Origin of the sequence: Streptomyces sp. NPDC053560, assembly GCF_044544605.1 — a bacterium.
GTDB lineage: Bacteria > Actinomycetota > Actinomycetes > Streptomycetales > Streptomycetaceae > Streptomyces.
The window spans coordinates 142,225-161,499 of sequence record NZ_JBITXI010000003.1; the positions used below are offsets into that span (position 1 = coordinate 142,225).

A 19,275-nucleotide genomic window follows, 5' to 3' on the forward strand; every position below is an offset into this window, starting at 1 on the left:
CCTGCCATGCGAACAACAACCTATCGCCGCCACCGGCTCAGCAGGACCGCCCGTACGACCGCCGTAGCCATCGCCTTCACTGCGCTGCTCGCGCCCGTAACCACCACGAGTGCCACCGCCGCCGCACCGCCCGCTGCCGGGGCCGGTGCCGCGGCCGGGCAACACGCAGCGACTCAACAAGCGTTGAAGGCCGTGGTGGAGGAGGGCCTGCCGGGGGTGGCCGCCGAAGCCCGGACAGGGAAGGAGAGGTGGTTCGGGGAAGCCGGGTACGCCGACACCTCGACCCACCGCAAGCGTTCCCGCGCGGACCACTTCCGGGCCGCGAGTATCACGAAGGTCTTCATCGCCACCGTCCTGCTGCAGCTCCAGCAGGAGCGGCGGCTCGACCTCGATGACACCGTGGATGCCTGGTTGCCGGGGGTCGTAAGCGGCAACGGCAACGACGGCCGGAAGATCCGACTGCGGCAGTTGCTGAACCACACCAGCGGCCTGAGCAACTACACCGACGACCCCGAATTCGCGCGCCGCACCGCCGGCCCCGGATTCCCTGAACACCGCTACGACACCTACCGCCCCGAAGACCTGGTCGCACTCGCGATGCAGAGTCCCCCGCACAACGCGGGAGGCGGGGCCCAGTACAGCAACACCAACTACATACTTGCGGGAATGATCATCGAGAAGGCGACCGGCCACTCCTACGCGTACGAAGCCGAACGCCGCATCGTGCGACCGCTGGGACTGCGTGAGACCACCTTCCCGGGCCTGCGGGCGACCATGCCGCGCCCGCACCCGGTCGGCTACTCGCGGCTGCACAGCAAGGAACCCGGTGCCCCGATCGTCGACGCCACCGAACAGAACATGTCATGGCTCGGCGCCGCGGGCGAGGTCATCTCCACTACCGGCGACCTGAACACCCTCTTTCACGCCCTGCTGCGCGGCAGGCTGCTGGCTCCGGAAGCCATGCGGGAGATGCTCACCACCGTGCACTCCGAGGAGGATGGCTTCGACTACGGACTCGGTGTGGAGTCCGTGACGCTCTCCTGCGGAGTACGGATCTACGGCAAGACCGGCCGCACCAACGGCTCCCTGTCCGGACTGGCCGCCACCAAGGACGGCAAGCACCAACTGGCCTTCAACATCAACGGTGACTGGCCCAAGAACGCCGCCACGTACGTCGGCGTCGTCGACGCCGAATTCTGCGCTACCCGTACGTCCTGACGCGACCCGCGCCAGGCCCCCGGAGCAGGACCCGGGGGCCAAGGGATTGAGCCCCTGCCGCCCCGGATATCTCATAGGCACGTACAGGTATCTCCCACGATCCACACGATCCCTACGACCCCGGCGACCGCCCGACCCCGATTCCCACAATCCCCACGAGAAGAAGAGTCCTGCATGACCGACGGCCCGCCCGCACCCGCGTTCCTCAGCTATGCCGGCGCCCTCCTCGACCTGCTGTCCGCCACGCCCGCCCGCCCCGTCATCACGGCGGCCGACGGACGGCACATCACCGCCGGCGAGCTGCGCGACCACACCATCCGGCTGGCCTGGGAACTGGCCGAACGGGGCTTCGGCCCGGGTACGACCGTTTCCCTCCTCACGGGAAATACCCCGGAGGCCCTCACGGCCCGCTACGCGGCACATCTCGCCGGCGCCCGGGTCGTTCACCTCCACGATGGTCTGGCCTCCGCCGTGCTCGCCCGCATCGCCGAGAGCACCGAGACCACACTGCTGCTCATCGACTCCACCCGGCACACATCGGCGAAGGAACTGCTGCCCCTGCTCGACGGCCCCGCTGTGCTCGGGCTGGGTTTCGACCCCTTCGGTGAGGACGTACTGGCGGCCGCCGCCCGCCGCGAGCCCCACGCCTTCACCTCGCCGGTCGGACCGGAAGACGACCTGTACATCCAGCACACGGGTGGAACTACCGGTATCCCCAAGGGGATCCGTACGACTCATGGTCCTTACGGCAGGGGGGTGGGGTTCCCGCTGCCCGATGCGGGGGATCCGCCGCGTTACCTCGCCTGCACGGCTCTCGGTCGGCTCGCGGGCTTCCTCACCGACAAAACGCTGATGCAAGGCGGTTCCGTCGTTCTGCAGCGCCCCTTCGAGCCCGGTGCCGTACTCGCCGCGATCGCGCGCGAACGCATCACTCACGTGTGGCTCCTGCCGGCACAGCTGCACCAGCTCCTCGACCACCCGGACCTGCCCGGGACGGACCTTTCCGGCCTCACCCGGATCACCTACGGCGGCTCCCCCTCCTCCGCCACCCGCTTGCGTCAGGCGGCCGAGGTCTTCGGCCCGATCCTGTACGGCTGGTACGCCCAGAGCGAGGTGCCCGCCATCAGCGAAGCACGGCCGCACGAGCACACGATCACCGGCCCCGGCGGCCGTATCACCGTCGGCCGCCCCGTGCCCGGCGTCGACGTCGCCATCCGCGACGAAGAGGGCAGGACCCTGCCGCCGGGTGCGGAAGGCGAGATCCAGGTACGGTCCCCCATCGTCATGTCCGGCTACTGGAAGCAGCCCGAACTCACCGCCGAGGTCCTGCGGGACGGCTGGCTGCGCACCGGAGACATCGGTTTCCTCGACGAGGACGGCTACCTCTTCGTCGCGGGCCGGCGGGACAACGTCATCATCGTGGTGGGCGGCCACGTCCATCCCACCGAGGTCGAGGACCTCCTTCTCTCCCATCCGGCCGTCGCTCAGTGCGCGGTGTTCGGCGTCCGCGACATCGACGAGACCGAACGCATCCACGCGGCAGTCGTCCCCGCTCCCGGGCACCGCCCCACCCTGGAGGAGATCCGCGCCTTCGTCAGCGCTCACAAGGGGCCCCTGTACGCGCCAGAGGCACTGCACCTGCTGACCGAGATCCCGCTCACGTCGGCGGACAAGCCCGATATCGGGCTGCTGCGCTCGACACTGGCAGCAAGCCTCGTACCCGGCACGAAAGACTGAGCCGCCACGCGGAACGGGGACGGACGTCGCACCGGCGCCCGCCCCCGCACATCAGCCCGCGGTGTTCGTGTGCCAGATCGCCCGGCCGTTGGCGTAGATGACGACATTGCCGTCGTCCTGCACCGAGAGCTGGGCATCGTCATTTCCACCGGTGTCGGAGTGCCACAGCCGACTGCCGGAAGCGTCGTACACGGCGAAGTCGCCGTTTGTTTCCAGCGCGGCCGTTTCCCCGTTCGGGTACACGTTCTCGGCCTGCCAGGCCGCCTTGCCGTTGCGGTAGAGGACGAAGTTGCCGTCCTCCTGAAGGCGCAGAAGGGTGTTGCCGTCACCGGATGTCCAGGCTTGGTTGCGACCGATCAGCGTCCTGGGCCGGAAGTCCGCATTCGCCATGTCTTCCCCCTCGCATCGGTCTGGGGCCGTTCCCCTGACCGTCCGTCACAGTAACTGTGCGGAACCGAGGTCTCGCGGGGGAAATAAGCCGACTTATTCGGTCGGTACGGACGCGGCGACGGTCTGGCAGCGGTGGTGTCGCCGGAGTAGATGCCGGCGTTGGAAGGCCCGAAACGGGAAGTTTGCAAGGGCGCCGCTCCGGCCGGACTGCCACTGCCGGGGGACGTCTATGACGGCCGTCGTGAAGGCAGTACCTGCAGTTCGGGCCGGCAGGTGAACATGCCCGTACCCGCCACACCTCCTCTCGCCCGTGCAGGCTCGGCACCCTCGTGGGCACCGGCGAGATGGATACCGTCTCCCGGGACGACACCTCGGGCCTGGAGGTCGAACGCCGCGCATGACGCATCAGGCTCCAGAGGTCTGCTGAATGCCGGTCTCTGGGGCTTGCGATACCACGTTGTTGCTGTGGGCGTTGGTGTTGCGGGGGAAGAAACGGCGGGCGCGCAGGGCGACGTAGACCAGGCCGATCACCACGGGGACCTCGATGAGGGGGCCGACGACACCGGCGAGTGCCTGGCCGGAGGAGGCTCCGAAGGTGCCGATGGCCACGGCGATGGCCAGCTCGAAGTTGTTGCCGGCGGCGGTGAACGCCAGGGTCGTCGTGCGCGGGTGGTCCAGGCCCACCGCCATGCCCAACGCCATGCCGCCGGCCCATACGACGGCGAAGTACACCAGCGGTGGCAGGGCGATCCGCACCACGTCGACCGGCTTCGAGGTGATCGCATCACCTTGCAGGGCGAACAGGACGACGATGGTGAACAGCAGTCCGTAGAGGGCGAACGGGCCGATGCGGGGCATCAGCTTCGACTCGTACCAGGTGCGGCCCTTGGCCTTTTCGCCCAGGCGCCGAGTCAGGTAGCCGGCGGCCAGCGGGATGCCCAGGAAGATGAGCACGCTGCGGGCGATCTCCCACATGCTCACGTCGAGGCCGGTCTGCTCCAGGCCGAGCCGGCCGGGCAGTACGGAGGGATAGAACCAGCCGAGCGCGGCGAACGCGATCACCTGGAACACGGAGTTCAGGGCGACGAGTACGGCGGCGGCCTCGCGGTCGCCGCAGGCGAGGTCGTTCCAGATGATGACCATGGCGATGCAGCGGGCCAGGCCCACGATGATCAGGCCGGTGCGGTACTCGGGCAGGTCCGGGAGGAAGATCCAGGCGAGGGCGAACATGACCGCCGGGCCGACGATCCAGTTCAGGAGGAGGGACGGGATCAGCAGCCGGCGGTCGCGGGTGACGGTGTCCAGCCGGTCGTAGCGGACCTTGGCCAGGACCGGGTACATCATCACCAGCAGACCGAGCGCGATCGGCAGCGAGACACCGGTGATGGTGACCTCGGCCAGCGCATCGCCGAGACCAGGTACGAGGCGGCCCAGGCCGAGGCCGGCGGCCATGGCGGCCAGGATCCATACGGCGAGGTAGCGGTCGAGGAACGACAGCCTGGCGGCGACGGGCGTGGTGGAGGTGGTCTCGGCGGTCATCAGGCGGTCCCGGCTTCGGCGGGGCGCTCGGGCAGGGACTGCCCGGCCGGGCGGGTGAGGATCTCGGCGAGCCGGTCGGTCATCTCCGGCAGCAGCCGGTAGTACACCCACGTTCCGCGGCGTTCGCAGTCGATCAGACCGGCCTGCCGCAGCAGCTTGAGGTGGTGGGAGATCGTCGGCTGGGAGAGGTCGAAGGCCGGCGTCAGGTCACAGACGCATCCCGCAGGACAGGGTGCGGTCTCACCGCCGGTGAGGAACGCCGTGACTTCCGGTGCCCAGCCGTCGAACTCCTCGGCGATGCGGGCCGTGGCCGTGCGGACGTCGGGGAGGTCGTTGCCCCGTCGCTGCGCGATCAGGCAGGGGCCTCCGGCTGCGGCCCGTTGGCGCGGGCGCGCAGTTCTTCGTTTATGCGTTGGGCCTCTTCGAGCTGGTCTTCCAGGATGATGATGCGGCAGGCCGCTTCGATCTGGGTGCCGGCGTCGACGAGTTCGCGGGCGCGGGCAGCGATGCGCAGCTGATAGCGGGAGTAGCGGCGGTGGCCGCCCTCGGAACGCAACGGCATGATCAGACGGTGCTCGCCGAGGGTGCGGAGGAAGGCGGGGGTGGTGCCGAGCATCTCGGCGGCCCGGCCCATGGTGTAGGCGGGATAATCATCGTCGTCGAACTTGTCGGCGACGTGGGTACTGCGAGGGGGCATAGACCTCTTCTTTCGGGGACACGTACGGGGGCCAAGGCGCCATGACGGCACCCTGGCCCCGAGCGTTCAACACCATCTGCCACTCCGCGGCCCGCGACACCCGGTGAGTGCTTCGTTGCGGCTTCCGTCCCGCTTCGCTGCCGTGCGCTCTTCACGTTCTGGAGTCCGGAGTATGGGACTCTCTGGTGTATGAAAAGGACGCTACACCTGGCGACCACTCATGTCTACTGCGAACACGGCAGATTTTCTACAGATGTCAGCACTGATTTCCTGTCTCCATCATGCTGCGAAGATACCCCTGCGGTGAAGAATGCAACGCACTGAGGGCTCGACCGGCGTGGCCGGTCGAGCCCTCAGTGCTGCGTAATCCGCGTTATTGCGTAATCCGCGTGATGTCGACTTGCGACTCTCAGGCCTCCGGCAAGCGAGGGATCCCGAGCATCGCCTGAGCCCGCTGGAACGGGCTCGATGTGTGCTCAGGAGGTTCCACCTGAGCAATGTTGGAGCAGGTGAAGCCAAGCCGAGTCATGGCCCGTACGACTTCGCCGGCGCTGAAGTCACGGCGGTCCTGCTTGGTGATCACCGCGCCCACCTGCTTGACGGGGTAGGTACGGCGGCCAATGATCACGGTCTCGCGGGTTGCCGGTTCGGGCTCAATGCCCTTCATCGACTCCAGCACGCCGTTCTTGGTGAGGTCGAAGGGGAAGCGGGCGATGATGCAGCGCATGTTGCCTCACAGAGAAGAGGAAGCGGTCCGAACAGGAGCGGCGGTCCAACGGGAAGAGACGCATGTACCCGGGTCCCTGCCATGTTGAGCCTGAATCAGCGTCAAAACAGCTCCTGCAGTGGTGGTGAGCTTGCTGATCACGAAGGAGACGAAGGACTCAGGCCGCCACGCCGGTGGCGGAGGATGCCGAAGAGCGGCGCCGGGTCTGCGAAGCGGGGCGGCGCCGGCCACGGGAGGCGGACCCGCGCTTGGGGCGTTCGACCACGGGTGCGGCGATGACGACCGGGACTCCGGAGGGCGCCTGAGCTCCGGTGATGCGGCTCAGCGCCTCGCCGCCCGAGCGAACCTGAGTGGTCTGCGGGGTGACGCCCGCGGCCACCATCAGACGGCTCATGGTGCGGCGCTGTTTCGAGGTGACCAGCGTGACCACGCTGCCGGACTCACCGGCCCGGGCGGTGCGCCCGCCGCGGTGCAGGTAGTCCTTGTGATCGGCCGGCGGGTCGACGTTGACGACGAGGTCGAGGTTGTCGACGTGGATGCCGCGTGCCGCGACGTTCGTCGCCACGAGCACGGTGACATGGCCGGTCTTGAACTGTTCCAGCGTGCGTGTGCGCTGGGACTGGGACTTTCCGGCGTGCAGGGCGGCGGCGCGTACACCGCTGTTCAGCAGGTGCTTGGTGAGGCGGTCGACGGTGTGCCTGGTGTCCAGGAACATGATCACCCGGCCGTCGCGAGCGGCGATCTCCGTGGTGACCGTGTGCTTGTCGGCGCCGTCGACGTGCAGCACGTGGTGCTCCATCGTGGTGACCGCACCGGCCGAGGGGTCGACGGAGTGGACGACGGGGTCGCTCAGGTAGCGGCGGACCAGCAGGTCGACGTTGCGGTCCAGGGTTGCGGAGAACAGCATCCGCTGACCATCGCGCCGTACCTGGTCGAGCAACTCGGTGACCTGCGGCATGAAGCCCATATCGGCCATCTGGTCGGCCTCGTCCAGCACCGTGATGCCCACCTGGCTCAGCCGGCAGTCACCCCGCTCGATGAGGTCCTTCAGCCGTCCGGGGGTCGCAACGATGATCTCCGCGCCGCCATGCAGTGCACGGGCCTGCTTGCCGATCGACATACCGCCGACGATGGTGGCCAGCCGCAGCTTCACCGCGCGGGCGTACGGGGCGAGCGCGGTCGTCACCTGTTGTGCCAGCTCACGCGTCGGTACGAGGATCAGGCCCAGCGGCTGGCGGGGCTCGGCGCGCTGTCCGGCCGTGCGGGCCAGCAGAGCCAGTCCAAAGGCGAGTGTCTTGCCGGAGCCGGTACGCCCGCGGCCCAGTACGTCGCGGCCCGCAAGAGAGTTCGGCAGCGTAGCGCCCTGGATCGGGAAGGGTACGGTCACTCCCTCCGAGCCGAGGGCGGCGAGCAGCTGCTTGGGCATGTCCAGAGCAGCGAAGTCGTTCACGGCGGGCAGCGCCGGGGTCATGGTCTTGGGGAGTGCGAACTCTCCCTGGCTCGCCACGGGCCGACGGCTCTGACCGGCGGAGCGGTTCGGCCCGCCGGAACGGCCTCCGCCCGACGAAGCGAATCGGCTGCCGCCCCTCCTGGAATCAGCGCTGCCGTTGCGAGCGCGATCAAAACGGTCGTTCGTGCGTGTGCGGTTCATGAGGAACCTTCCTCGATACGGCACACGTCAAGAAATCTCACAGCGGTGGAGCAGCGTAGAGAATTGCAAGAATGAGCCGAGTGGAACGCGAAAGCGAATCTCGCCGGCAAAAATGCCGCCGAAGCGCAAGAATTTTCTTCGGTGGCGTGTCCCGAAGATGACCACAGTGCGAAAAAAGCCTTGCAGCTGGGGCCCGCACCCCGAAGGATGCGGGCCCCAGCTGCAAAATACGCCGTCAGCGTCAGGCGGGAATGATGTTCTCCGCCGTCGGGCCCTTCTGGCCCTGCGCGATGTCGAAGCTCACCTTCTGGCCTTCGCGCAGCTCACGGAAGCCCTGGGCAACGATGTTCGAGTAGTGGGCGAACACGTCGGCGCCGCCGTCCTCCTGCTCGATGAACCCGAAACCCTTTTCGGCGTTGAACCACTTCACGGTACCAGCGGCCATGTCATTTCTCCTTTGGGGCAGTACACCGGCATCCACACTGCGCGAATGCCATGTCGCCGCGATGATCACCCCGACCGGAAAATACCGGAAGTACAAAAATGCTCTCCGTTGGCCGACAGCCGACTGGAGGGCACTTGAAGTTTTGGGAACCACAACTGCAACTGGAACCAACAGTAGCACGCTGCGATCGTCCCGGTACGCCGACGAAAACCGCTCCGCCTGTTACGGCAAAAACCCTGCTCGCACAGGCGGTCAAATTCTTACCCGGCGAGCACAGATATTGATTGCCCGGAGCCCCACGTTCGGGAAGATTTCGTCGGCACACCCACACCGGGAGTCGGCATGGCGGCCAGTCCCGGCACCGGTGACGACCATCCATGGACCGATGAACAGCGTCTATCCGTGCTGCCGGCGCACCATCTCGGCGATCCAGGCGGGCGCGAACGGCGACGTGCAGCCCGGGGAGGTCGGGTAGTCCTTGAGCACCTCCAGGCGCTCACCGATTTCCATGGCACGGGTGCGGTACTCGGGGTGCTCGATCCCGATCTGCGCCAGGCAGTGGTTCATCGCCCACTGCAGGCGGTCCGGGGCGTCTTTCATCTCCGCCTCGATGACGTCGAGCAGTCCGGAGAGGTCGAGGCCCTCTGGCTTCTTCACCACGCGTTCGGTGGTCAGCGCCCAGCCGGCGCTGGCGACCACGGGATCCGGATCGGCGAGCCAGGCCAGGCGTAGCTCTTCCGCGTGCGAACTCTTCTTCACCACGTAATTCACGAGCCAGTCGTGCACCTTGGGTGTGCGCGCCCCGCGCAACATGGTGTCCAACTCGTCACGCGCGAACGCCTTCGGGCGGCAGATCAGAAGCGCCAGCAGCCGTGCGGCGCTGTCACCCGTCTGCCAGAGCTCTCGCGCGAGGTCCTGCTGCGTCTTCAGCCGCTTCGCCAGCGCACGCAGTGTGGTGAGGTTCACACCGTGCTCGTCACCGTGCTTTTCGTTTACCGCACGGACTTTCGGATCCTCGAGCGCGGCCAGCTCGGCCATCACCTCAGCGACCGTTGTCCCGGTCGACGCCGTCCCGGCCACCTCGATCTCCCGTCTCTCACGTGCGGGCTCCACCCACCTGCGGGATTCACCCTACGAGGAAAGCCGACCGCCCTCCCCCGAGGCGTGCATGTACGCGAGTGTGATCGCACAGGCGTAGCGGACGTCGTACGCCGGCAGCGCCTTGATGAGCAGCAAGGTCTGGAAGAGGGCGGCCGCGCGCCAGGCGGGGTCGGAGTCGATGCGGGTCGGAGTCGATGCCGAGCCGGGGCGGGTCCACACGGTGGCGGGCGACGGCAGCCACCGGGGCGGAGAAGTCGAAGACCGTGGGCCTGGGGCCGGTCAGGAGCGCCACTGCCGGTGGCCCGGTGGGCCACCGGCCGGGCGGTTCACCGGTGCCGTCAGTCGGCCCAGTAGTCCTTGAGCATCTCGCCGGGCCAGTCGGGCTGACGGAGTTCACCGCGGGGGCCCATCTCCCGGAAATAGGGAGACAGGTCGTAGACGGGGGTTCCCTCGACGGCGTCGAGGTCGCGCACGTGCAGATCCAGGCCGTCGACCTTCAGGAGCCGCGGGAAGGACTGCGCGAGCTGGTTCGGGCGGCGGTGATTTCGGTGTACGAACGTGCCGGTCGCCGGCCAGTCGGGGTTGTCGCGCGGACTGCGTGCGTGCAAAGCGACGTCGTCGGGTGATGCCTTGCTGAAGTGCCGGACGACCACGAGATGGGAGAACTCTTCGAGTCCTTGAACGACCTCCGGCGGGAAGTCGCTGTTCAAACGGATGATCGCGGTTTCGTTCCAGTGATCGTCAGTGGCTTCGGTCCGGCCACCCACGACGACGCCAATGGGATTGATCTTGAGTGACTGTGTCATGCGTCTCCCCTCACCCTCGTCGATACGGTGAGCAATCTACGGGGACGCACGCCTCGCTCCTGAGTGCGGTCACGCTGCGGGCTTGCCGGGCTGGTCGTGGGTGGAGCAGTGGATGCCACCGCCGCCGGAAGCGATGGCGTCGATCCGCAGCTGGACGATGTCCCGCTTGGGGAAGTGCTCCTGGAGGATGCCCTTCGCCCGCGCGTCGGCCTTCCGGTCACCGAACTTGGGCAGGAAGACCGAGTCGTTGGCGATGTAGAAGTTGGCGTACGTGGAGACGAAGTCGTCGCCCTCGCCCGTGATCTTGTCGAGGTCGGGCTGCGGCAGGTCGATGATCTCGAAGCGCCGTCCGCGCGCGTCCGTCGTCCTGCTGAGCACGGAGCGGGCCCGGTCGGCCGCGCGGGACCAGGAGTCCGCTGGCAGGCCGGGGAACGCCTGGTCGAGGAGGACCACGCCGGGCGCGGTGAAGCGGACGAGGCCGTCCACGTGCGCGTCGGTGATGTCCTCGCCGCGTACGCCGGCCAGCCAGACGACCTTCTCCACGCCGAGCGTCTCGATGAGCTCGTCCTCGATCCGGTTCCGGCTCTTCCCGCGGTTGCGGTTGTCGTTGACGATCGAGCTCTCGGTGATGAGGAGGGTGCCCTCGCCGTCGGTCTCGAAGGAGCCGCCCTCCGCGACGAGCGGCGCCCTCTCACGGTGGATGTCGTACTCGGCGAGCAGCTCGCGGCCCACCTTCGCGTCGTTGGTGTGCTCCTGCTTGTTGCCCCAGCCGTTGAAGTTGAAGTCGATCCCGACGGGCTCGCCGTCGTCCTCGACGAAGACGGGGACGGTGTCGCGGGCCCACAGGTCGTCGACGACGAGCGGTATGACCTCGACCTGTGAACCACAGGCCCGCTGGGCTGCCTTGGCATGCTCAGGACGGGCCATCATGACGACCGCCTCGTACTCCCCGATGGCCCGGGCGATGCCGGCGATGTCCTTCCGTACGTAGGGCAGGTCGTCCTTCCAGACGGAGTCGAGCGCCGGCCACGACATGAACGTGCGGGTGTGGCTCTCCCACTCGGCGCCGAAGCGGCGCTCGCCTTCCTCTGCCGGGGTGCGGGCCGGGGCGGAGGTCGTGCTGCCGCCCGCGCCCTCGGAGCCGCAGGCGGTGGTTCCGAGGCCGAGGGCGGCGCCGATTCCGGCGAAGGCGCGCAGGGCGGTGCGGCGGGAGGGGGGAAAGGGGGACACGGTGTGGCTCCGATCCGGGGCAGGCGAGACTATCCAGCAGCGGCAGGCGCAGCACGGTGACGCGGCACGTCGGTGGACGTCATGGCCTTGGCTTCACGCGGTTGGCAGTCATGGTTACGGCGGGCCGGAGGCGTGAGTGGGGCGGCCGTGGCCCCACTGTGACACTGACTGAATTTTCAGTCAAACGTAGGGGCGGCGGAGGACGCGCCGGAGCGCGGACGGCGAGGCGGAGCCGGCTCCTGACCTCGGCGAAAACGGCACACAGGGCCGGATAGGGTTCGTCGTATGTCCGCTCGCAGTACGCAGATCCTGGAAGCCGCCGCCCGGGTCATCGCCCGGCGCGGGGTCCGCGGCCTCCGCGTGGAGGAACTGGCCGAGGAAGCCGGGGTCTCCACCGGCCTGCTCTACTACCACTTCAAGGACCGCACGGGAGTCCTGCGCCACACGCTGGAGTTCATCAACGACCGCGCCGAGCGGTACACCACGTCCAGGGACCCGGACGCGGAGCCGCTGAGCCCGCGCGAGGAGCTCGACCAGATTCTGCTGCTGGAACTGCAGGACATCCCGGAGGTACGGGAGAACAGCACCGCTTGGGGCGAGCTGAGGGCGAGCGCCGTCTTCGACCCTGTCCTGCGTGAGGACCTCGCCCGGGCAACCTTGGTCTGGGTGCAGGAGGTGGCCGCCCTGCTGGGCCAGGTGCAGCCGCTCGCCCCGGCCACCACGCTCGCGGCGGCGGCCGAGCGGCTCACGGCTCTGCTGGAAGGCCTGAGCATGCGCTGGCTCAGCGGCGGACTCGGCATCGAGCAGGCCCGCACCCTGATGTCGCAGGCCATCGAGGTGGAGTTGGCGCAACTGCGTCAGCCGTGAAGTCCGGCCGGCCGCCGCACACACCTGTCAACCGAGCGAACCGACCTGCCGGTGAGCTTGGTCCAGCCAGTCGCGGCGGACCTCCACACCCCACCCGGGCACGTGCTCCACCTCGACCGCGCCGTTCCGAATCACGCAGGGGCGGTGGACCAGTCGGCACGCGTGTCCGGCTTGAGCGATTGTCCAGGACTCGGCCGACCACTTAGCCCTCAGGGAGCAGGCTCAGCAGGGCCTCGTACGCCCGCTGGATCAGGTGGTTGCCGTGGCCCGGGGCGCAGTTGGCGAGTGCGACCAGTGCGGTGTCGTGCGCTGGGCTGAAGCCGGCGAATGCCGTGCAGCCGCGGGTGCCGCCGGAGTGGTGGTACAGGGCGGAGCCGTCGGGACGAGTGCGGGTGTTCCACAGCAGGGCGAGGCCGGTGCCGTTGGGCAGCGTCAGGCAGGGGCGGGTGACGTCCGCGAGCGCCGTCCGCAGAGGTGCCGGAAAGGTCGCGGGAGATGCCGGAGTGGCAGCGGGTACGGCATCGCAACGATGGGGCAGGAGCGCTCGGGTGAGGGTGAGGAGGTCGCGCGCGCTGGAGCGGACGGCTCCGGCGGCCGGCAGCCCGGGGATGTCGAAGGGCGGGCGGGGGCGGCCTCTCCGATAGCCCGTAGCTGCGGCGCGGGGAGTCGGATCGGGCGTGCAGTTCGTGTGGTGCAGGGCGAGCGGACCCAGGATCCGCTCGGCCAGTAGTGCCTCGTACGGCAGGCCACCGGCGGCAGCACACAGGACGTGGCCGAGGAGGCCGACACCGAAGTTGGAGTACCGCACGCGTGTGCCCGGCCGGGCCCGTAGCCGGGTGCGGGAGAAGGCGTCGAGGAGGTCCGCGCGGGTGAAGTCGGCGTAGGGGTTGCTCAGGAGGCGGGGCAGCGCGGTGCGCAGCAGTCCGGGTGGCAGGCGGGGCAGGCCGGAGGTATGGGTGGCCAGGTGGAGCAGCGTGATGGCGGTGCCGCCGGCCGGGAGTTGCGTGCCTGCGGGCAGGTGGTGAGCAACGGCATCGTGGAGGGCCACTTCACCGCGGGCGTTCTGCTCGGCCAGCAGCAGGGCGGTGAAGGTCTTGGTCAGCGAGCCGACCTCGAAACGGGTGTCCGCCGCCGCGGGATGGTCACCGTGGTGCGTAGTGGTTCCTGTCGCCACGAACGCCTGCTGCCCGGCGCGGTGGATGCCAACGGTGACGGCGCTGGCATCCGGGGCGGCGGACAGCAGTGCGCGTACCGCGTCCTGTCCGACGAGTGACGGCCCGGCGCGTGACGGCCCGGCGAGTGGCTCCTCCGCGGGGCCTTCGGACGCCACGCGCGGCGGGTCGTGCGTATCCGGTGGGGTGCGCGGCGCTGCCGTCATGAGGCCGGGTGGTGCGGCTCGTCCAGTACGCGGGTGAGGGCGAGCGTACCGGCGATGACGGCCACGATGGTGGGGTGCTGGTGCGCATCGAAGCGCTGAGCGGGGTCGTCCTCGACGTCCTTGTCGTCGCGGGGCACCATGCCGTCCTCGTGCTGGATGCCGGCCAGCCGATGCCAGTCGTCGGGGTCGGTGTGCGGCGTGGGCAGGCAGTTTTCGACGATCATCAGCTCGGCCATCAGGTCCCACTGGCCGGTCTCCGCCCAGATGTCTATCCACACGGGCAGCCAGTTGGCCAGGTAGCCGGCTATGGGGCTGGGCAGTGCGCCGGGTATTCGTCCCCAGTCACTGAGGTGAAAGGCGGTGTGGGTCACCGAGTAGCCGGTCATCCAGTCGATGTGCCAGGGCTCGGGGGTGTGGCCGAGCCAGGTGGCCTCGGTCATGGCTGTCCAGTCGCTCCCCACGTTCCCTTCACCGTCGTGCGTCAGGCCGGCGACGCGAGCGGAGTTGGCGACTCCGAGGCGCCGGTTGGGCACCAGCTCGCCGGCGCGTGTGGAACGGAGCGCCATGGTGTGGGCAGCGAGCTGTTCCAGCTGCGGGTTCCGGTACCCGCCTCGTACGAAGTGGGCGTAGGTTTCCAGCGGGTCGGTCATCAGGGGGTGGCGCAGCAGCCGCTCGTACAGCAGCCGCCCCTCCCCCAGTTGCTCCCAGCAGAATTCCAGGAGCTCGCGCGCGAGGGCGAGCTGGGAAGAGCCGGCCGCGCCGCTGCGCAGGACGAGAGAGGTGGCGAGTGCTGTCTCGCCGACGGCCTTGTAGGCATCGGCGTCATCGATGAGGTCGGGGCCGGGCAGGTCGGTGAGCGCGCCGTACTGTCGATTGGCGTGCAACCAGCCCAGGGCCCGGGAACTGACGGCGTGCGCCGTCTGCGTCACATCGGTGCTCACAGCGGTTCCTCCCTCAGCAGTTCCCGCGCGATCGCGGTGTCGAGTGCGAGGCGTCCGCCCACGCCCAGCAGAGTGAGGTGCTGGGTGAACGGCACGGGGTCGAGCGGCAGGGGTACGCCCTCGTGGTGGAGCCAGGCGAGCCAGCGGGCGAGGCGTGCGGCGGTGGGGAAGTCGCGTCGCAGCATCGAGCGGCAGGCACCGCGAGCCAGGCCCGTCACGCCGGCCCGCGCGGATGCATGCACCGGTCCGTCCAGCCCGGGCAGGGCCAGCGGTGCCAGCGCGGCCATCCGTACGGCCCAGGACACCCAGCCCTCGCGGGCGGTCCCATCGAGGTCGGCGTCTTCGGGGTCGGCGACTGCGGGGTGCCGGCGCGGGAGGGCGTCGTCGCAGACGGGAGGCGCTTCGGGGAGCGGAGCCGGGTGCGGCGAGGAGTGGCCGGGGGCCACCCGGGCAAGCGCGGCGACCAGACCCCAGTCGGCCCATGCCCGCAACCACGGTGCTTCGGGGCCTCCCGGCGGTGGGGGCGGCGCCGGACGGGCCGGGGGCAGCGCCGAGAGGGCGAGATCGATGACGTAGGACTCCTCGTCCGGCAGAACCCAGTGCCGCAGTACGTACGGTGCGAGCACATCGGCGCCGAGAATGCGCACTGCCCCGAGGGCGACCGCTGTATCTCCTTCGGACTCCGCCGCCGCTTCCTCCACATAACCCGCGGCCACGCCCGTGCTCTCGACGCCCTCCAGGGCGTCGAGAGCACGAAGCGCCAAACGGTCGGCGGATTCGCGGTGCGCAGTCCGGGACCGCTGGGGAATCACCGGCGGTTCGGGTCCTTCGGCTCCTTGGGCGAAAGAAGCAGCCCGAGCAGCAGCAGGCCGATGCCGCCGCCTTCCGGCGAGGGGACCGGAGCGTCGCTCAGCGGCGCTTCAGGCTGCGCCGCGACCGCCTCCAGGGTTTCCCCGTCGAGGGTCAGACCGGTTGTCCGAACAGTTTGGGAAAGCATCTCGGCTCCCTCCAACAGACTCCATCACCCGTCTGGGCAACAGTTCGACTGTATGCACACAAACACCTCCATTCAGGGTTGAAGTAGGCCGGACGAGTGAACCGAACGGTGGTGACCAGGGCCGGAGCGGGCGCGGGCCGGAGAGGCCCGGGGGGGCGGAGAGGCCCGGGGGCAGTGAGGCCCGGGGGGCGAGCGGGCGGTGCTGGCCCGCCGCGGGCGATCGGCCACCTGCCATTGCCCGGCCCTGACGGCTGATGGCCGCCTCCCCCCCTCACCCCTCACCCCTCACCCCACGGTGGGCGCCGGCCGGCTGCCGGCCGCCGGCGGGAGGGGGTCGCCGACGAGGGGCGGGGGTTCGGTGAGGCGGGTGCCGATCAGGACCATGCGGAGGGCTTGTTCGGCGGCGTCGGCCAGGAGTGCGGCGGTGCTGTCCATGGCTTCGCGTCGGGACATGGGGCCGGAGAGGATGCAGGCGTAGGCATCGATGCCGACCGGGTGGGTCTGTGCGGCGCCGTGGCCGATGATGCCGGCCAGCGCGATGACCTGTTTGCCCAGCCGTTTGGCGCGACGGGCGACTTCGGCCGGGATCTTGCCGCGCGGAGTCTGATGGTCGAGCGCTCCCTCCGCGGTGATGACCAGGTCGGCCAGGGCCAGTTGCGCGTCGAGTTCCGCGTAGCCCGGGAGGACGTCGAAGCGGGGCAGCAGGCGGGCGCCGAGGACGGCTGCCAGGCCCGCGCCGAGCCCGCCGGAGGCCCCTCCGCCCGGCATTTCTCGTACGTCCGTACCGCACTGGCGTTCCAGCAGCGCGGCCCAGTGGTCCATGGCCGAGGCCAGTTCTTCGACCTGGGCGGCCGTCGCGCCCTTTTGCGGCCCGAAAGTCCGGGCGACGCCGCCTTCACCGGTCAGGACGTTGTACGGATTGCAGGCGACGAAGATCTCGGTACCGGTCAAACGTACGTCCAGGCCGCCGAGTTCCAGCATCGAGGCGCGGAGCAGTCCACTGCCGCCCGCGGGAACCTGGTGTCCTTCGGCGTCGAGTACGCGGGCACCCAGCGCGGTCAGGGCGCCCGCGCCGCCGTCGCAGGTTCCCGAGTCACCGCAGCCCACCACGATCCGTTCGCAACGCTGGTCGAGGGCGGCGCGGATCAGCTCCCCGACCCCGTACGTGGTGGTGCGGCCGGGGTCGCGGGCGCCGGCGGGAACGAGTGCGAGCCCGGCGGCAGCGGCCATTTCGACGACAGCGGTCAGTGGCCCCGCACCGCCCAGGACGGCGATGTGCGAGGAGACGGCTTCCCCGGTGGGTCCGGTGACCGTCACCGGTACCAGCTTCCCGCCACTGGCGGTGGCCAGCGTACGGGCGGTGCCCTCGCCACCGTCGACCAAGGGGACGGCCGAGACGCAGGCGCCGGGCAGCACACGCCGGACACCGGCGCTGATCGCCGCACCGACCGCTTCGACGGCCAGGGACTCCTTGAAGCCGCTGGGAGCGACCAGAACTCGCAAGAACATGAGTCTTCCCGTTTCCTCAGCGGCGGTCCCGGTCAGGGCCGCCATCTTGTACGCGCGTCTTGTCCACGCGTCGCGGTGTGTTCAGCGGATGTGTTCAGCACAGGTGATCAGCGCAGGGGCAGGCCCAGCCAGGGCCAGATGGTCAGGGCACAGCCGACGGTCACCGCGGCGGTGACGGGACCGAGCCAGGCCGACAGGCGCAGCAGATCCCGCTCACCGAAGACCGCAGGGACGCCACTTTGAGCGAACAGGGCGAGGGGCTTGGCCGAAGCGATGGTGGTGTGACAGAACCCCGCCGCGGCGGTGGAGGCGAAAGCCAGTGCGGCTGGTTGCAGGCCCGCGGTCGAGGCCAGTGGGATGACCAGCGGCACCAGCACCGACGACCGCGCCGACCGCGACTGGAGCATCAGATGAGAGGCCGCGCTGACCACCACGACGACCACCAGGACCACACCCGGGCCCGCGGCAGCGGGGAAGAACAGGGAGGTGAGCCAGTCCGCTGCCCCCGAAGAGGCCAGTGCGCCGCCCAGCACGGTGGTGGTCACCATGAACAGCAGCAATGACCACGGCACCGCGTCGAGGGCCGCCGACATGCCGATGGTGCCCCACTTGGGTGCGGTGATCATCACCGCGCCGGCCAATGCCGTGACGGCGGGCGGGATGCCGTGCAGGTACTCGGTGCACCACAAGGCCATCACCACCAGCAGAATCGCAGCAGCCCGGGCCTGGTCGCGTCCGAGTCGTCCGCATCGCCCCAGCCGTCCGGGCCGTCGCGACTCCTGTTCGCCCCCTGCTTCGCCGACCGTTCCGCCGAACGCGTCACCGGACGGTTCACCTGACGATTCACCGGCCGCCGAAGAGCCATCACGCATCCGCACCAACGGGGCACGGCGCTCCTCCCGGTCGGTCATCGTCCGCAACAGTCCCTCCGTGGCCAGGTGAGAGCAGATCAGCGCGAACGGCAGTCCCAGCACCAGCCACCGCACATAGCTGATGCCGCCGCCCGTCGTGGCGGCCAATAGCTGGCTGGTGATCAGGTGGGCACCCGCACCGGTCAGGGTGGCCATGGCCGACAGCAGCACCACCGTGGGGAACAACAGGGACAGAGCGCGTACGACGGTGACGCGCTCCTGTACGGAGGCGGCCAGCGCCACGAAGACGGGGAGCACCAGGGCCGCCCGGCCCGCGGTGGCCGGAAGAGCGAAGGCTGTCAGCACCAGCACTGCCGCCACCAGGTGGAACAACTGCCGCACCGTACGGGCGCGGGTGCACAGGGCCAGGGCCACGCGGGCCGGCAGACCCGTTGCGCCGATGCCCGCCGCCAGGACGAAGGCGGCGATCAGCAACCACACCGTCTCGTTCCCGAGCCCGGCGAAGAGCCGCGCCGGCGCCACGACGCCGGCGATCACGAGCATCAGTACGGCGATCAGCCCGACGAAAGTGGTGTCGCCCCGGCCCGACACCCACGCCACGGTCGCCCCGGCGAAGACCGTCAGCGCAATCGCCGCCGGCGCGGGCGGTCCCGCGCCCGACCAGACGATGACGAGTGCGGCGGCCACTGCCAGCAGGACGCCTGCCCACATGATGGCGGGCAACTGCTTGCAGAGTCCGGACAATGCTGTGGTCGCCCTGCCGGCGGTCCCGGGGGCCTGCAACAGCAGACACATTCGCTTGTACAGCTCTTGCACGATGGCTTTCCCTGGTCGGTCCCGGTGCGATGCCGAGCAGCGGCCAGCCATACGGACCCCGTCATGACAGGCAGGGCAGCAGAGCCGATGAGCCGGCCCCTGCGGTAGTGCCTGGCAGGCGGGCCGACCGGCCGGTGCCGAGCACGGCGCGTACGCCATGGCGGAGGCCGGCACAGTGCCGGTGACCGGCACCGACGCGAGAACCACCGCACGCCGGTCCTGTCCATCCGACCTCCCACGACAACCGGTATCACAATCCGACCATTACGACATCAGTGATCGTGGGCATCGTTCCCGCTCCGCTCCCCGATGCCTCCCCCCTTCACCCAACCGCCGCCGATTGACGCGAGGCAG

Annotated in this window: 18 protein-coding genes and 2 pseudogenes; 3 read left to right on the forward strand and 17 right to left on the reverse strand. The window is 69.3% G+C overall.

The window, feature by feature from the left end; genetic code table 11:
- Positions 1 to 6: 6 nt before the first annotated feature.
- Both ACIGQF_RS07460 and ACIGQF_RS07465 read left to right on the forward strand, forming a co-directional pair.
- Complete coding sequence (locus ACIGQF_RS07460) at positions 7 to 1,218, forward strand: serine hydrolase domain-containing protein (protein ID WP_399706741.1); 1,212 nt, start codon at positions 7 to 9, stop codon at positions 1,216 to 1,218.
- Positions 1,219 to 1,392: 174 nt separating this feature from the next.
- The gene (locus ACIGQF_RS07465) at positions 1,393 to 2,955 is read left to right on the forward strand and encodes an AMP-binding protein (protein ID WP_399706744.1); all 1,563 of its coding nucleotides are present in this window, start codon (positions 1,393 to 1,395) and stop codon (positions 2,953 to 2,955) included.
- A gap of 51 nt (positions 2,956 to 3,006) precedes the next feature.
- Here ACIGQF_RS07465 and ACIGQF_RS07470 read toward each other — a convergent pair whose 3' ends face one another.
- From ACIGQF_RS07470 to ACIGQF_RS07520, 11 genes and pseudogenes are all read right to left on the reverse strand, one after another.
- Entirely contained in the window at positions 3,007 to 3,345 is a 339-nt protein-coding gene (locus ACIGQF_RS07470; RefSeq protein ID WP_362214520.1) for a hypothetical protein, read from the reverse strand.
- 405 nt (positions 3,346 to 3,750) lie between these two features.
- Positions 3,751 to 4,884, reverse strand: coding sequence for an ACR3 family arsenite efflux transporter (arsB, locus tag ACIGQF_RS07475; RefSeq protein WP_399706747.1), 1,134 nt, complete (start codon positions 4,882 to 4,884; stop codon positions 3,751 to 3,753).
- Positions 4,884 to 5,102 (reverse strand): annotated as a pseudogene (locus ACIGQF_RS07480) (ArsR/SmtB family transcription factor); the annotation flags it as partial. The gene arsB and the pseudogene ACIGQF_RS07480, both read right to left, overlap by 1 nt.
- Positions 5,103 to 5,236: 134 nt before the next feature.
- On the reverse strand, positions 5,237 to 5,581 hold the full coding sequence (locus tag ACIGQF_RS07485) for a MerR family transcriptional regulator (protein ID WP_399706750.1): 345 nt from the start codon (positions 5,579 to 5,581) through the stop codon (positions 5,237 to 5,239).
- Between the two features lie 409 nt (positions 5,582 to 5,990).
- Positions 5,991 to 6,308: an SCO5918 family protein gene (locus tag ACIGQF_RS07490; protein WP_399706752.1), complete on the reverse strand. Its 318-nt coding sequence runs from the start codon at positions 6,306 to 6,308 to the stop codon at positions 5,991 to 5,993.
- Positions 6,309 to 6,465: 157 nt separating this feature from the next.
- Complete coding sequence (locus ACIGQF_RS07495) at positions 6,466 to 7,959, reverse strand: DEAD/DEAH box helicase (protein ID WP_399706754.1); 1,494 nt, start codon at positions 7,957 to 7,959, stop codon at positions 6,466 to 6,468.
- Between the two features lie 241 nt (positions 7,960 to 8,200).
- A complete protein-coding gene (locus ACIGQF_RS07500) occupies positions 8,201 to 8,404 on the reverse strand; it encodes a cold-shock protein (RefSeq protein ID WP_399706756.1) in 204 nt (67 codons plus the stop codon).
- 396 nt (positions 8,405 to 8,800) lie between these two features.
- Complete coding sequence (locus tag ACIGQF_RS07505; protein ID WP_399706758.1) at positions 8,801 to 9,442, reverse strand: DNA alkylation repair protein; 642 nt, start codon at positions 9,440 to 9,442, stop codon at positions 8,801 to 8,803.
- 111 nt (positions 9,443 to 9,553) lie between these two features.
- A pseudogene (locus ACIGQF_RS07510) lies at positions 9,554 to 9,797 on the reverse strand (hypothetical protein); the annotation flags it as partial.
- A 46-nt stretch (positions 9,798 to 9,843) separates the two neighbouring features.
- On the reverse strand, positions 9,844 to 10,311 hold the full coding sequence (locus tag ACIGQF_RS07515) for a TrmO family methyltransferase (RefSeq protein ID WP_399706760.1): 468 nt from the start codon (positions 10,309 to 10,311) through the stop codon (positions 9,844 to 9,846).
- 69 nt (positions 10,312 to 10,380) lie between these two features.
- Positions 10,381 to 11,541: an agmatine deiminase family protein gene (locus ACIGQF_RS07520; protein ID WP_399706762.1), complete on the reverse strand. Its 1,161-nt coding sequence runs from the start codon at positions 11,539 to 11,541 to the stop codon at positions 10,381 to 10,383.
- 285 nt (positions 11,542 to 11,826) lie between these two features.
- Here ACIGQF_RS07520 and ACIGQF_RS07525 point away from each other — a divergent pair, with 285 nt between their 5' ends.
- Positions 11,827 to 12,408, forward strand: a complete 582-nt coding sequence (locus tag ACIGQF_RS07525) for a TetR/AcrR family transcriptional regulator (RefSeq protein WP_399706764.1) — start codon at positions 11,827 to 11,829, stop codon at positions 12,406 to 12,408.
- A gap of 202 nt (positions 12,409 to 12,610) precedes the next feature.
- Here the strand turns inward: ACIGQF_RS07525 and ACIGQF_RS07530 are convergent, their stop codons facing one another.
- The 6 genes from ACIGQF_RS07530 to ACIGQF_RS07555 all read right to left on the reverse strand — a co-directional run bounded on the left by ACIGQF_RS07530 (position 12,611) and on the right by ACIGQF_RS07555 (position 18,816).
- Entirely contained in the window at positions 12,611 to 13,738 is a 1,128-nt protein-coding gene (locus ACIGQF_RS07530) for a serine hydrolase domain-containing protein (protein WP_399706766.1), read from the reverse strand.
- A 44-nt stretch (positions 13,739 to 13,782) separates the two neighbouring features.
- Positions 13,783 to 14,727 (reverse strand): DUF6895 family protein, encoded by a 945-nt coding sequence (locus tag ACIGQF_RS07535; protein ID WP_399706768.1) that lies wholly within the window; start codon positions 14,725 to 14,727, stop codon positions 13,783 to 13,785.
- Entirely contained in the window at positions 14,724 to 15,491 is a 768-nt protein-coding gene (locus ACIGQF_RS07540) for a hypothetical protein (protein WP_399706771.1), read from the reverse strand. Before ACIGQF_RS07540 ends, ACIGQF_RS07535 begins: the two co-directional genes overlap by 4 nt.
- 44 nt (positions 15,492 to 15,535) lie before the next feature.
- On the reverse strand, positions 15,536 to 15,739 hold the full coding sequence (locus ACIGQF_RS07545) for a hypothetical protein (protein ID WP_361554611.1): 204 nt from the start codon (positions 15,737 to 15,739) through the stop codon (positions 15,536 to 15,538).
- A gap of 270 nt (positions 15,740 to 16,009) precedes the next feature.
- Positions 16,010 to 17,233 (reverse strand): glycerate kinase, encoded by a 1,224-nt coding sequence (locus tag ACIGQF_RS07550; RefSeq protein WP_399706773.1) that lies wholly within the window; start codon positions 17,231 to 17,233, stop codon positions 16,010 to 16,012.
- 107 nt (positions 17,234 to 17,340) lie between these two features.
- On the reverse strand, positions 17,341 to 18,816 hold the full coding sequence (locus tag ACIGQF_RS07555; protein ID WP_399707613.1) for an SLC13 family permease: 1,476 nt from the start codon (positions 18,814 to 18,816) through the stop codon (positions 17,341 to 17,343).
- Positions 18,817 to 19,275: the final 459 nt, after the last annotated feature.

Bases quoted from the DNA above. Each gene is read 5' to 3' on its own strand.
- ACIGQF_RS07460 (WP_399706741.1), top strand. From the start codon at position 7: ATGCGAACAACAACCTATCGCCGCCACCGGCTCAGCAGGACCGCCCGT.
- ACIGQF_RS07465 (WP_399706744.1), top strand. From the start codon at position 1,393: ATGACCGACGGCCCGCCCGCACCCGCGTTCCTCAGCTATGCCGGCGCC.
- ACIGQF_RS07470 (WP_362214520.1), bottom strand. From the start codon at position 3,345: ATGGCGAATGCGGACTTCCGGCCCAGGACGCTGATCGGTCGCAACCAA.
- arsB (WP_399706747.1), bottom strand. From the start codon at position 4,884: ATGACCGCCGAGACCACCTCCACCACGCCCGTCGCCGCCAGGCTGTCG.
- ACIGQF_RS07485 (WP_399706750.1), bottom strand. From the start codon at position 5,581: ATGCCCCCTCGCAGTACCCACGTCGCCGACAAGTTCGACGACGATGAT.
- ACIGQF_RS07490 (WP_399706752.1), bottom strand. From the start codon at position 6,308: ATGCGCTGCATCATCGCCCGCTTCCCCTTCGACCTCACCAAGAACGGC.
- ACIGQF_RS07495 (WP_399706754.1), bottom strand. From the start codon at position 7,959: ATGAACCGCACACGCACGAACGACCGTTTTGATCGCGCTCGCAACGGC.
- ACIGQF_RS07500 (WP_399706756.1), bottom strand. From the start codon at position 8,404: ATGGCCGCTGGTACCGTGAAGTGGTTCAACGCCGAAAAGGGTTTCGGG.
- ACIGQF_RS07505 (WP_399706758.1), bottom strand. From the start codon at position 9,442: ATGGCCGAGCTGGCCGCGCTCGAGGATCCGAAAGTCCGTGCGGTAAAC.
- ACIGQF_RS07515 (WP_399706760.1), bottom strand. From the start codon at position 10,311: ATGACACAGTCACTCAAGATCAATCCCATTGGCGTCGTCGTGGGTGGC.
- ACIGQF_RS07525 (WP_399706764.1), top strand. From the start codon at position 11,827: ATGTCCGCTCGCAGTACGCAGATCCTGGAAGCCGCCGCCCGGGTCATC.
- ACIGQF_RS07550 (WP_399706773.1), bottom strand. From the start codon at position 17,233: ATGTTCTTGCGAGTTCTGGTCGCTCCCAGCGGCTTCAAGGAGTCCCTG.
- ACIGQF_RS07555 (WP_399707613.1), bottom strand. From the start codon at position 18,816: ATGTGGGCAGGCGTCCTGCTGGCAGTGGCCGCCGCACTCGTCATCGTC.